Origin of the sequence: Streptomyces sp. NEAU-W12 (assembly GCF_026242095.1) — a bacterium.
In the GTDB taxonomy this organism is placed as follows: Bacteria; Actinomycetota; Actinomycetes; order Streptomycetales; family Streptomycetaceae; genus Streptomyces.
Genome location: NZ_JAPJDM010000025.1, coordinates 93740 through 107450, shown reverse-complemented (window position 1 = coordinate 107450; position 13711 = coordinate 93740). Strand labels below are relative to the sequence as shown.

7 protein-coding genes are annotated in these 13711 nt (G+C 73.1%); all 7 read left to right on the top strand.

The features are described from left to right. The first annotated feature begins 152 nt into the window (after positions 1-152). The 7 genes from ORI94_RS27780 (at position 153) to ORI94_RS27750 (ending at position 13704) form a co-directional block, all read left to right on the top strand. Complete coding sequence (locus tag ORI94_RS27780; RefSeq protein WP_266080575.1) at positions 153-2837, top strand: protein kinase; 2685 nt, start codon at positions 153-155, stop codon at positions 2835-2837. A gap of 167 nt (positions 2838-3004) precedes the next feature. Continuing rightward, positions 3005-4723, top strand: coding sequence for a serine/threonine-protein kinase (locus ORI94_RS27775; RefSeq protein WP_266080714.1), 1719 nt, complete (start codon positions 3005-3007; stop codon positions 4721-4723). Positions 4724-4829: 106 nt separating this feature from the next. Then, a complete protein-coding gene (locus ORI94_RS27770; protein WP_266080573.1) occupies positions 4830-6092 on the top strand; it encodes a serine/threonine-protein kinase in 1263 nt (420 codons plus the stop codon). A gap of 99 nt (positions 6093-6191) precedes the next feature. Then, positions 6192-7985: a serine/threonine-protein kinase gene (locus ORI94_RS27765; protein ID WP_266080571.1), complete on the top strand. Its 1794-nt coding sequence runs from the start codon at positions 6192-6194 to the stop codon at positions 7983-7985. Positions 7986-8119: 134 nt separating this feature from the next. Further along, positions 8120-10081: a serine/threonine-protein kinase gene (locus ORI94_RS27760; protein WP_266080569.1), complete on the top strand. Its 1962-nt coding sequence runs from the start codon at positions 8120-8122 to the stop codon at positions 10079-10081. 104 nt (positions 10082-10185) lie between these two features. Continuing rightward, the gene (locus tag ORI94_RS27755) at positions 10186-11799 is read left to right on the top strand and encodes a succinic semialdehyde dehydrogenase (RefSeq protein WP_266080567.1); all 1614 of its coding nucleotides are present in this window, start codon (positions 10186-10188) and stop codon (positions 11797-11799) included. A gap of 51 nt (positions 11800-11850) precedes the next feature. After that, positions 11851-13704 carry a GMC oxidoreductase gene (locus ORI94_RS27750; protein WP_266080565.1) on the top strand — a complete coding sequence of 618 codons (1854 nt, stop codon included), beginning with the start codon at positions 11851-11853 and terminating at the stop codon, positions 13702-13704. Positions 13705-13711: the final 7 nt, after the last annotated feature.

Genomic DNA, 13711 nt, shown 5'->3' with positions numbered 1-13711 from the left:
GCACGAGCGGTCGCCGAATGGGAAGTGAGATGTGACATCCCCTCTCTCCGGGTTGCCTCCGGCACGTATCGTGAATGTTCGCGGACCGCACGCAGCCGGAACAGGCCGCCGGGCGAGCGGACCCGACCGACCGTAAAGCCGGGGGAGGCACAGTGGACGAATACGCGGGGCGGGTTCTCGCCGGCCGCTACCGCCTGCCGTTGCCGCCGTCCGACGAGTACGAACTGACCGAGACCCGCGCCTTCGACACCTACAGCGGGCAGGAAGTCCTCGTCAGGCAGATCCCGTTGCCGGAAGTCGTCGAGGCCGAGGTGCTCGACGCGGAAGGACTGCCCGACGGTTTCACGGCGCGTGACGGAAGTACCCGCCGGGCCGGTGGGCGTACGGCGGACCGCGCGGGCACGCGGCGGCCCGCCGATCCCGTGGTGCGGCGAGCGGTCGAGGCCGCGCAGGCCGCGGCGGCCATTCCCGACCATCCTCGGCTGGACCAGGTCTTCGACGTGTTCGCGGAGGGCGGTTCCCTCTGGATCGTCAGCGAGCTGGTGTCCGCCCGGCCGCTGGCGGCGCTGCTGGCCGAACAGCCGCTGACCCCGTACCGGGCGGCCGAGGTCGCCGCCGACGTTCTGATGGCCGTGCGGGTGCTGCACGGACACGGCTGGGTGCACCGGAACATCACCGCGCGTACGGTGCTGGTCTGTGACGACGGCCGCGTGATGCTGACCGGTCTCGCGGTCGGTGCGGCGGAAGAGGCGCTGTGCGGGTACGACCCGGTGCCTGTTCCCGACACGTTTCTTCCGGATACTGCCGCTGCGGGCAGGGCTGCTCCGAACCCTGTGGTGCCGGGTGCGGGTCCGGGCCCGGCAGCCGGGGCGTTGGGGCCCGTGGCGCCCACGGGCACCGGTCTTCCGGCACAGGAACCGGGGCGCGCTCCGTCATGGCCGCCCGGATTCACCGCCGACCCCGACCCCGGCCCCGTGCACGGTTCCGGTCCCGCGCTCGGACCCGACGCCGGCCTAGGGTCCGACTCGTCTCCCGACGCCTCGCGACGGGCCGCCATCGAGGCGCGGGCCGGTCGGCTGCCCGGGCGCGAGGCGACGGACCCGGGCACCGGGGCATCGGCCGCGGCGGCCGCGCGGGCCGCCGACAGCGCCGGGGACGTCAGGGCCGCCCGCGCGGGGGCGATCGCCGCGTACCGGGCGGGCGCCCGTGCCGCCGCCCGGGTGCAGGAGGTGCAGCGGTCGGGCCGAGCAGCCCTGCCCGGTGCCGCTCCCGTCACCGGGGACGGCGGCCAGGCCGCCGTGGCACCGCACACCGGCGGTTCGTCGGCCCTGCCGGGCGGGAGCGGGACCGGCGCGGTTCCGCCGGGGCAGATAGCCGACCCGTACGGCGTGGAGGCCGCCGGCCGGCACGGCGCCGCCCCCCGCAGCGTTTCCCCCGCCGCCGAACCGGGCACCGGCAGCCCGCAGTTGCCCAGTGGCAGTGGCAGCGGCTTCGGCGGAGCTGCCCGGGTCACCGCACGCTGGGACGAGCCGGCTGCCCACGCACCCGTGCGCCGGGGCCCCACCACCGCGCTGGCCGCCGAGCGGGCGCGACAGGCGCGGATGGCCGTCGTCGGCCCCGTGACGGAGCGGTGGGCGCCGGAGCAGGCCGGTCCCGTGCACGAGAACTGGCAGCTGGCCGCCCCCATCGGCCCCGCGACGGACCTGTGGGCGCTGGGCGCGCTCCTGTTCCGGGCCGTTCAGGGGCACGCGCCCTACCCGGAGGATTCGACGGCCGAGCTGGTGCAGATGGTCTGTGCCGAGCCGCCCGCGTTCGCCGAGGAGTGCGGGCCGCTCAGGCCGGTCGTGGAGTCGCTGCTGCGCCAGGACCCCACCGAGCGGCCCGACTTCGAGGAACTGCGGGGCTGGCTGCGTTCGCTGGTGCGGTCGGCGCCGGAGCCGGAAGCCGGCGTGCACGTCATAGCGGCGCCGCCGGTCGACACCAGTCGGCTGCCGATCGTGCGCCGTCGCGGAGAGCTGGTGCGCAGGCGCCGCGCCGGACTGCCCGCGCACCACGGACGGCACAAGCGGGCCAAGCGGGAGTCGGAGTCCCCGCGCCGACTGGGCCGCACGCTGCTTCTGCTGGTGCTCCTCGCCATGGCCGCGGCGATCACGTACGCCGTGATGTTCATGCCGAAGGCCGGTGAGGAGACCGGGGGCACGGGGGCGGCCGACCGCACCGGTGCGGCGGGCGAGGCGTCTCCCTCGCAGGAGGCGGGCGGCACGCCGGGGGCCGGCTCCGGCGACTCCCCGGCGGAACCGGGGGACCCGAAGAACCCGGAGGGCGGCACCGGGGAGTCCGGCGCGGCCGACGAGACGCAGACCACCAGCCCCGACGATCCCGACGTCCCCGAAGGCTTCACCCTGCGCAAGGACCCGGAGGGCTTCCGTGTCGCCGTGGCGGAGGGCTGGCAGCGCACCGGGAAGAACGGCAGCGGTCAGGTCCTCTACTCCGGCGGCGGCTTCGAGCTGATCGTCGTCCCGGGCCGGGACAGCGCCGCGCAGTACGGGAACGACCCGATGGCCTATCAGCGGGACGACGAGCGCGAGCTCCAGCCGTACCGCGACTCCAGCTGGGCCACCTCCACCGGTCTGAAGACCATCGAGGTGGGCGGACGGACCATGGCCGAGGGCCAGTTCACCTGGACCGGGGACAGCGGCGAGCTGTACATCCGCAACCTCGCCGCGCTGATCGACGGCCGGTACCACGTACTGCAGGTGCGCGGTCCGGAGGGTGAACGGGACGAGGTGACGCGGCTGTTCGAGCAGGCCTCGGCGACCTACCGGTTCACCGGCTGACCCGGCGCCGTACGCCTCAGCAGGAGCCCCGGTCGCATCCGCCACCGTGCGTTCCCCGCAGTGTCAACCATCACAGTGCGGTTTCCATGGCCCGCCCGCTGTTCCCAGGCCGGACCCGGAAACCTAATCTGATCCTGTCAAGAACATTGCGGGGCAAGGTGAATCAGATGCAGGGCCTGCTCGTCGCGGGCCGCTACCGGCTGGGCGATGCCCTCGGCAGCGGTGGCATGGGCCGGGTGTGGCGCGCGCACGACGAGGTGCTGCACCGGTCCGTGGCCATCAAGGAACTGACCGCCGCGCTCTACGTCTCCGACGCCGACCAGGCCATGATGCTGGCGCGGACCCGCGCCGAGGCACGCGCCGCGGCACGGATCAACCACTCCGCGGTCGTCACCGTGCACGACGTGCTGGAGCACGACGGCCGGCCGTGGATCGTCATGGAGCTGGTCGAGGGCCGTTCGCTCGCCGACGCCGTCAAGGAGCGGGAGCGCGTCGAGCCCCGTGAGGCGGCCCGCATCGGCCTGTGGGTGCTGCGCGCCCTGCGCGCCGCGCACGCGGCCGGGGTGGTGCACCGCGACGTCAAGCCCGGCAACGTGCTCCTCGGCGACGACGGACGCGTGCTGCTCACCGACTTCGGCATCGCGCAGATCGAGGGCGACACGGCGATCACCCGTACCGGAGAGGTCGTCGGCTCGGTCGACTACCTGGCACCCGAGCGGATCCGCGGTCAGGATCCCGGCCCCTCCTCGGACCTCTGGGCGCTCGGCGCGACGCTGTACACGGCGGTGGAGGGCAGATCTCCGTTCCGCCGCACGTCTCCGCTGACCACCATGCAGGCGGTCGTGGAGGACGAGGCCGACGAGCCGCGGTACGCCGGCCCGCTCGCGCCCGTCATCAGCGCACTCCTGCGCAAGGATCCGGTCACGCGGCCCGGCACGACGGCTGCCGAGCAGATGCTCGCCGAGGCGGCGGAGGGGCGGCAGTCGGCCTCGGCGCAGACGTCGCCGTCGTCTCGGACGGCAGCGCTCCCGCCGAGGGCGGCGCTCTCGCAGGCCTCTGCGTCATCGCCGACGCAGCCGCCGGCGTCGGAGTCGTCGCCGTCTCCGTGGCCCTCGGGACCGGCGGCGTACGAACCCGGGCCGGGTACCGGTCCCGGTGCCACGGCCGTCCAGCCGCCTCCCGGGGGTGCAGCCCCCGCCGGGCGGCGGCGGCCCGGGCGCGGGCGTCTGATCGCCCTGGCCGCGGTCCTGGCCGCGCTCGTCGGCGGGGGGACGGCGCTGCTGTTCGTGCAAGGGGGCGACGGCAAGGAACGGGACAGCGGCAACTCGGCGTCGCCCTTCCGCGAACCGACCCCCACGGCCTCACCGTCGTCGTCCGACCGGACCGGTGCGGACGGCAACGAGCAGACGGGCGGGCTGCCGGCGGGCTGGGTGCGTCGCGAGGATCCGTTCGGCTTCAGCGTCGCCCTGCCCGGTGACGAGTGGGAGCGGGTCGTCTTCGACGAGGCGACCCGCCAGGTCGACTACACGCCCGACGGCGGCAGGACCCTCCTGCGCATCGCCGTCAGCGACCCTCCCGACTTCGACGACTCGTACGAGCATCTGAGCGATCTGGACGAGCAGGTGGGGCAGCGGCTGGTGGACTACCGGCAGGTGGCGCTGGAACGCCGCGTCTACCGCGACCGCGAGAGCGCACGGCTGGAGTACACCTGGACCGCCCTGGCGAAGGACACGGAGTTCCCCGGGCCGTACCGGGCCGTGGACCAGATGTACATCTCCCGTGACGGAGTCGAGTACGCGATCTACATGGCGTCCCCGGCCGAGGACTGGGCCACGACGAGCCGGCAGTTCGAAACGATCCTGCGGGGATGGCGGGAAGCCGGCTGAGACGGGACCCGGACCCGGGGGGATCCGGCCGTTCGGGGTCGTGACGGCGGCGCTTGGCCGAATAGGCCTACCGGAGGGATGACATCCGGTGAGGCATGATGGGCCCATGGTGACCGAGGGGGAGCCCGGAAGCGGGTCCGCGCGGCACGACGACCGTGTCATCGCGGGCCGTTACCGCCTGGAGGCGAGGCTCGGGCGCGGCGGCATGAGCGTGGTGTGGCGGGCGACGGACCAACTGCTCGGGCGTGGCGTCGCCGTCAAGGAACTCCCCCTGGACGAGACGCTCACCGCGGCGGAGGCCCGTCGGCAGCGGGACCTCACCCTGCGGGAGGCGCGGGCACTCGCCCAGCTGAGCCATCCGCACATCATCGTCGTCCACGACGTCGTCGAGGACGACGAACGTCCCTACATCGTCCTGGAGCTGATCGACGGTGGTTCGCTCGCCGACCGTGTTGCCGCACGGGGCCCGGTCGACGCGGTGGAGGCCGCGCGCATCGGCATCGCCCTGCTCGGCGCGCTGCGTGCAGCCCACGCGTCGGGCGTGCTGCACCGCGATCTCAAACCCGCGAACGTGCTGCTGGAGCGCGGCACCGACCGGGTCGTCCTCACCGACTTCGGCGTCGCCCAGGTCGCCGGCGCCCCCACGCTCACCGAGCCCGGCTCCTTCGTCGGCTCGCCCGAGTACACCGCCCCCGAGCGGATGTCCGGGGCCAGGACCGGGCCCGAGTCCGATCTGTGGTCGCTGGGCGCGCTGCTGTGCACGCTGCTCAGCGGCGAGTCGCCGTTCCGCCGGGACTCGATCGGCGGGATCGTGCACGCGGTCGTGGCCGACGACATACGGCCACCCGTGCAAGCCGGGCCGATCCTGCCCGTCGTACGCGGCCTGCTGGAACGGGACCCCGCCCGGCGGCTGGACGCGGACCGCGCCGAGGGGATGCTGCGGTCCTTCCTCGAGACGGGCCGCACACCGCGGTCCCCGCAGCTCGGCCACCTGCCGCCCGGACACCCGTCACGCGGGTGGGGACGCGTGTCCGGCGGCCCTGCCGCCGGGCGCTCGCCGGGGCGGCCCCTGAGGAGCGTGCTCGTGGCCGTGCTGGCCGTCGCCGCGCTGATGGCAGCGGGGGCGTCCGCTGCGCTCCTGTTCCTGGACCGCGACGGTGACGGGAGCGGCGGTGGCGGGGGCGGTACGCCGTCGAGCACCGGTCCGCTGACGCCCGCGAGCCGGCTTCCGGGGCCCCACCCGCCCCGTACGGCGGGCCCGCCGGCTTCTCCCTCTCCCGCGCCCTCTTCCACCACGTCTTCCGCCGTGGTGACCTCGGTGACGCCTTCGCGGTCCGTGGTGTCCGGCACCTCCTCGTCGGGCGCGTAGTCCCACAAAAGGCGGATAAGCCGCGAACGGAGTCACGGGTCTGTGACCGGACGGCACCCGCTGTGGCTCCGCGAGGGCCTGGCGCGATATGGATGGAGCATGAGCAACAACGGGGGAGCCCGCCACGGCGCGGCCGACGAACCAACGAGTTTCGGTCTGCAACCGCCGAACCCGAATCCGCCCGTGTCCGTGCCGCACCCGGGCAACCCGTACGCGGCACCCACGCAGGTGGTTCCGCAGCAGCAGCCGCATGCCCAGCAGCAGGCCCCCGGCAGGCCGTCGGGACCGCCGCCGCCGGCACCGTCGGTGGCGCCTTCACCGCTGTCCCGCCATGAGGTGTCGCCCCCTCGGCCGTCGCAGGACGACCCCGGCGCCGGCAGGCTCATCGCCGGTCGTTACCGGCTGCTCTCCAAGCTCGGGTACGGCGGCATGGGCACGGTGTGGCGGGCGGCGGACGAGACGGTGGACCGCGAGGTCGCCGTCAAGGAGCCCCGCGTCCCGGACCACCTTCCCGAACGCGAACGTGCCAACGCGTTCGAACGCATGCGCCGCGAGGCCCGTGCCGCCGCCCGGCTCGACCACCCCGCGGTGGTCAACGTCCATGACGTCGCGGTCGTGGACGGGCAGCCGTGGATCGTGATGGAGCTGGTCCAGGGCCGTTCCCTGGGTGCCGTCCTGCAGGAGGAGGGCACCCTCTCCGCGCGCGAGGCGGCCAGGGTCGGCCTGGAGGTGCTCGGCGCGCTGGAGGCCGCGCACACGGCCGGGATCCTGCACCGGGACGTGAAACCGGACAACGTGCTGCTCGGCCGGCACGACCGGGTCGTCCTCACCGACTTCGGCATCGCCCAGATCGAGGGCGAGACCAACCTGACCGACACCGGCGGCTTCGTGGGCTCGCCCGAGTACATCGCGCCCGAGCGGGTGCTGGGCCAGCGTCCCGGGCCCGCCTCCGATCTGTGGTCCCTCGGCGTCGTGCTGTACGCGGCCACGGAGGGCGTCTCGCCGTTCCGGCGCAGCAACACCCCCGCGACCCTCCAGTCCGTCCTCAACGCCGCGCCCGCGCCGCCCGCCGCCGCGCGGGGTCCGCTCGCCGAGGTCATCACGGGCCTGCTGCAGAAGGACCCGGCGCACCGTCCGAACGCCGCCCGGGTCCGCGCGCTGCTGGACGCCGTCGCGAACCCGCCCGCGCCCCAGCCCACGCAGATCGTCCACACCCAGGGCCCCGGCGGCGGCTCCGGCAGTGGATCCGGCGGCAGGGGCGTCCGGATCGGCTACAGGACACTGACCGGACTGGGCGCGGCGGTCGTCGCCGGAGCGGTGGCCGCGTACCTGGTGATCGCGGATCCGTTCGCGGGACCGCTTCCGGACGACTGGAAGACCCACGAGGAGAAGGACGTCGCGGCCTCCGTGTCGGTGCCGAAGGACTACCAGCGCACCGTGCCCGACCCGGAGGACTCCCCGGGCGGCGACAGGGAACGCTGGGTCAGGTACACGGACCACAGCGGCAGCATCTGGGTCGGTCTGACGCTGGACCGGAAGGCCGAGGACACCGGCAACGAGATCGAGGCCTCCGCCGACGCCGAGATGTACGACGACAACAAGGACTTCAAGGAGACCGGCAGTTACGCCCTCGGCATGCCGGAGAACGCGAGGACGGCGCCGAAACCGGACCTCACGTACAAGGGGAGGAAGGCCGCGGAGAACACCGTCGTCTACACCACGACCGACAGCCGGAACCCCCGCCCCCGTGAGATGCGGATCTTCTACTACATGACGTCCGAGGAGGACATGTACAAGCTCACCATCAGCTACCCGGGCAAGGGCGACTTCACGGAGCGCGGGCGCGAAGTGGCGAAGACCGTGATCGCCAACCTGGACGTCGACGAGTCCTGATCCGGCCCGGGAAAGACCGTGCCGCGCCCGGTACGGGCACCGCGCCCGGTACGGGCACCGCGCCCGGTACGGGCACCGCGCCCGGTACGGGCACCGCGTCGACAACGCGGTGCCCCGCACGGTACTGATGGGGCATGAGCAACGACGGTGGCGCGACGGACGCCCGGGGTCGCCTGGTCGGCGGCCGCTACCGGCTGATCGAGCAGATCGGCTCCGGCGGCATGGGCACCGTCTGGCGGGCGCTCGACGAACTCGTCCAGCGTGAGGTCGCCGTGAAGCAGCCGCGGTTACCGGGTCACCCCGGGGACGAGAGGCACCGGCGGGCCGCCCACCGGCTGCACCGCGAGGCCCGTGCGGCCGCCCGCGTCGACCATCCCGCCGCGGTCGCCATCCACGACGTCGTGGTCGAGGACGACGGGATCAAGGAGCCGGAGGGGAGGGACGGCACCAACGGACTCCCCTGGATCGTCATGGAGCTGGTCCGCGGCGAGTCGCTGCACGAGCTGCTCGAACGCGGTCCGCTGCCGCCCGCCGAGACCGCACGCATCGGCCTCGCCGTCCTCGGCGCACTGCGGGCGGCGCACGCCGTCGGCATCGTGCACCGTGATGTGAAGCCCGCCAACGTCCTGCTCGGACCGCACCGGCGTGTCGTCCTCACCGACTTCGGCATCGCCCACGTCCAGGGCGAGGAATCCCTCACGGCCAGCGGGGAGTTCATCGGCTCGCTGGAGTTCGTCGCCCCCGAGCGGATGTCCGGCCGCCTCGCCGGCCCCGCCTCCGACCTGTGGTCCCTGGGTGTTCTGCTGTACGCCGCGGTCGAGGGCTGGTCCCCGTTCCGCCGTACGACGTTGGAGTCCACACTCGCCGCGATCATCACCGAGGACACGCCCGAGCCGAAGCAGGCAGGCGGGCTCGGGCCGCTGATCGTGAGGCTGTTGGCGAAGGAGCCCGAGGACCGGCCGGACGCGGAGGAGGTCGCCGCGGAACTGGAAGCGGCGACGATCAGATGGCCGGAACCCGCGTCCACGGCATCCGGGGCGAGGAGCCAGGACGCCTCCGGGATGAGAGAGCTGGCGGACGACGCCGGGACGGTGCGGCTGGGCGGCTCCGGCGCAGCACGGGTACCGGTGCCGGCACCGGCACCCGCACTCGACGAGGGCCCACACGTACCGGAGCCGAGACCGGAGCCGGGGCCCGAGTCAATACCTGAACCGATCCCCGAGCCCGGACCCGAGTCGGAGTCGATGTCCGAGTCGAGGCCCGACGTCTCCGAGTCCGAGTCCAAGTCCGATCCCGAGTCGATCCCGGAGTCCGAGTCGAGGCCCGACGTCTCCGAGCTCACGCCCGAGTCCGAGCCCGAGTCCGAGTCCGCCCCCGCTCCCGGGACCTCCGATCCCGGCACCCCAGGCCGCGGTACCCCTGTGCTCCCGCCCCTCGCGCGCCGCCTCCTCCGTCCCGCCCCGGTGGCGGCCCTCGGTGCTCTGCTCGTGGGCGGTGCCTGGTCCGCCGCCGCCCTCGTGTCGGACACGGAGGCGGCCACCGGGCGCACCCCTCCCGCTTCCGCCTCCGCCACCCCGATGTCCACCCCCACGGCCGCCCCCGCCTCGCCCCTCTGGACCGCCCACCGCGAGACCGCCATGGCCGCCGTCCTCTCCCTCCCGCACGACTACCAGGAGTTCGCCCGGCAAGGCGGTGCGCGCGATCAGCCCAGGATCGTGGTCTACGGGTTCAACGACGGAAACTCCCGGGACAGCGTCGACGTCCGCCTCACCCAGTGGGACCGGGCCCCCCGGTCCCCGATGGCCCAGGCGCGACAGGCGCACGCGGACTGGGACGCCTACGAGGGGGACGCGCGCACGCAGTACACCCGTACCAGCTTCGAGGGGCACGAAGCCGTCCTCGCCGACACGACGTACGGCCCGGACGAGCTGCGCGTCCGGGTCATGCAGCTGATGATCCTCGTCGAAGGCGGCCGCATGTACGAGCTCCGTGTCGACGTGCCCGCGGGCACGCCCAGGGAGAAGGAGGGGACGGCGGTGTTCAAGGGCGTCCGCGATCGGCTCGAGATCGGAGCGGTCCGGTCGGCAACGCCCTGATCAGCGTCTTTGCTGCCAGCGTTCACTGGCGCGGTGTGTGTGCAGGCGGTGAATCTGTTACCGACGGGTACACAAAGTGTTCGCGTGGGCATACCCTGCGGCTCATGACGGACGCGCAGACCCGGGACACGACCGGTACCAATCCTCTCGCCGCCGCTCCGGAGGGCGCCCGCACCGCGGTCGACGTGGTCACACCCGAGCTGGTCGCCCAGCTCACCAAAGGGGTCGTCGGGTCCGGGCTGACCGCCAACCACACGCCCTTCACCGGTGAGAAGCTGGCCGACCTGCCCGAGTCGACCCCCGAGGACGTGCGGCGGGCCTTCGAGGCGGCCCGCGCCGCCCAGGCCGTGTGGGAGCGGACCCCGGTGCGGCAGCGCGCGGGCGTGCTGCTCCGCTTCCACGACCTGCTTCTGGAACGCCAGGCCGAGGTGCTCGACCTGCTCCAGCTGGAGACCGGCAAGGCCCGCCTGCACGCCCACGAGGAGGTCCAGGGCGTCGCCGTCGTCGCCCGTCACTACGGCCGCAGGGCCGCCGCGTACCTCCGGCCCAAGCGGCACGCGGGCGCCATGCCGGCCCTCACGAAGGCCGTCGAGCGGCGTCACCCGCGCGGTGTCGTCGGCCAGATCGTCCCCTGGAACTATCCGCTCGAACTGTCCGTCGGCGACGCGCTCCCGGCGTTCGTCGCGGGCAACGCGGTCGTGATGAAGCCCGACACGGAGACCTGCCTCACCGCCCTGTGGGCCCGTGACCTGCTGATCGAGGCCGGACTGCCCGCCGGCGTCTTCCAGGTCGTGCTCGGCGAGGGACCCGTCGTCGGTCCGGAGGTCGTCAAGCGCGCCGACTACGTCTCCTTCACCGGTTCCACCCGCACCGGCCGCGAGGTGGCCCAGATCGCCGCCGCCCGGTTGGTCGGGGTCTCCCTGGAGCTCGGCGGCAAGAACGCCATGCTGGTCCTGGAGGACGCCGACCTGGACAGGGCCGCCGCGGGTGCCGTCCGCGCCTGCTTCTCCTCCGCGGGCCAGCTCTGCATCTCCATCGAGCGGCTGTACGTCCACGAGTCGGTCGCCGACGCCTTCCTGGAACGCTTCGCCGCCCGGACCCGCGCGATCCGCCTCGGCACCTCCCTGGCCTACGGCGCCGACATGGGCTCCCTGGCCGGCGAACGCCAGCTGGAGGCGGTCGCCCGGCACGTGGACGACGCCGTCGCCAAGGGCGCCAAGGTGCTCGCGGGAGGCACGGCACGCCCGGACATCGGCCCCTACTTCTACGAACCGACCGTCCTCGACGGCGTCGACGAGTCCATGAGCGTCTGCGCGGAGGAGACCTTCGGCCCGGTCGTCTCCGTCTACCGCTTCGGATCCGACGACGAGGCCGTCGAACGCGCCAACTCCACCCCGTACGGCCTGAACTCCTCGGTCTGGACGAAGGACGCCCGGCGCGGCGGCGAGGTGGCCGCCCGGCTGCGCACCGGCACAGTCAACATCAACGAGGGGTACGCGCCCGCCTACGGCAGCGTCCAGTCGCCGATGGGCGGCATGAAGGACTCCGGCCTCGGCCGCCGGCACGGTTCCGAGGGCATCCTCAAGTACACGGAGGCCCAGACCGTCGCCCACCAGCGGCTGTTGCCCATGGCCCCCGCCTTCGGCATGGACGACGAGCAGTACGCGGCGTTCATGAGCCGCAGCCTGCGTGTGATGAAGGCGTTCCGTTTCCGCTAGCCGACCCCGCGCGGACCGGGCCGGCACCGCAGCTTTCAACGAGGAGAGCACGTGTCACAGGAGAACTCCGCCCAGGAACGGAACGACGAACGCGAAGACGACACCGCGTCCACCGCGTCCACCGCGTACGACTACGACGTCCTCGTCGTCGGCTCGGGCTTCGGCGGCTCCGTCACGGCCCTGCGCCTGACCGAGAAGGGGTACCGCGTCGGTGTCCTGGAGGCGGGCCGCCGCTTCACCCGCGCGTCCCTCCCGAAGAACTCCTGGGACCTGAAGAACTATCTGTGGGCCCCCGGGCTGGGCATGTACGGCATCCAGCGCATCCACCTGCTGGGCAACGTCATGGTCCTGGCCGGCGCGGGCGTCGGCGGCGGCTCCCTCAACTACGCCAACACCCTGTACGTGCCGCCGAAACCCTTCTTCGACGACCCGCAGTGGCGCGACATCACCGACTGGCAGGAGGAGCTGAAGCCGTACTACGACCAGGCGCAGCGCATGCTGGGCGTACGGCTCAATCCGACGACGACCCCGACCGACGTGCACCTGAAGGCGGCGGCCGAGCGGATGGGTGTGGGAGACACCTTCCACATGGCCCCGGTCGGCGTCTTCTTCGGCGACGGCGAGGACGCCGGAGGGAAGGCGACGGCGAAGGCGAAGCCGGGACAGGAGGTGCCCGACCCGTACTTCGGCGGGGCGGGGCCGGCGCGCCGGGCCTGCGCCGAGTGCGGCGAGTGCATGACGGGCTGCCGGCACGGCGCGAAGAACACCCTCAACGAGAACTACCTGCACCTCGCCGAGAAGGCCGGCGCGGTCGTCCACCCCATGACGACGGCCATGTCGGTGACGGAGGACTCGCAGGGCGGATTCGCCGTCGCCACCCTCCCCACCGACAAGCGCCGCAAGGCCGGCGGCCGGACCTTCCGGGCCCGCCGGGTCGTACTGGCCGCCGGCACCTACGGCACCCAGACGTTGCTGCACCGCATGAAGGCGAACGGACAACTGCCGCACCTCTCGGACAGGCTGGGGGAGCTGACCCGCACCAACTCCGAGGCGCTCGTCGGCGCGCAGACCGACGACCGCCGTTATCGCAAGGTGTCCGGTGCTCCCAAGGCCGACTTCACCCGCGGTGTGGCCATCACGTCGTCCATCCACCCCGACGAGAACACCCACATCGAGCCGGTCCGCTATGGTCGCGGCTCGAACTCGATGGGTGGCCTCTCGATCCTCCAGGTTCCTTACGCGGGCCGGGAATCGGGCCCGGCCCGGGTCCTGGGCTGGCTGGGCAACGCGGCGAAACACCCCTGGCTGCTGGTGCGTTCGCTCTCCAACCGGCGCTGGTCGGAACGGACCATCATCGGTCTGGTGATGCAGTCGCTGGACAACTCCCTGACGACGTACCTGAAGCCGTCCGGCCCGGGGCGCGGGCTGCTCACCGCCCGGCAGGGGCATGGTGCCGCCAACCCCAAGCAGATCAAGGCGGCCACGGAGGGCGCGTCCGCCCTGGCCGCCGAGATCAACGGGTTCGCCGGCTCCAACATCGGCGAGCTGACGGGCATGCCGCTCACGGCCCACTTCCTGGGCGGCTGCCCCATCGGCTCCGACCGAAAGACCGGCGTGATCGACCCGTACCACCGGCTCTACGGCCACCCCGGCATCTCCGTCGTGGACGGAGCGGCGGTCTCGGCGAACCTGGGGGTGAACCCGTCCCTGACGATCACGGCCCAGGCCGAGCGGGCGATGTCGTACTGGCCCAACAAGGGCGAGCCCGACCGGCGGCCGGAACAGGGCGCGGCCTACGAGCGGCTCCAGCCGGTCGAGCCCAGGTCCCCGGCGGTCCCGGCGGACGCCTTCGGCGCTTTGAAGCTGCCGTTCCTGGGGATGCCGGCGATGCCGCCGAAGAAGTAGGCCGGCA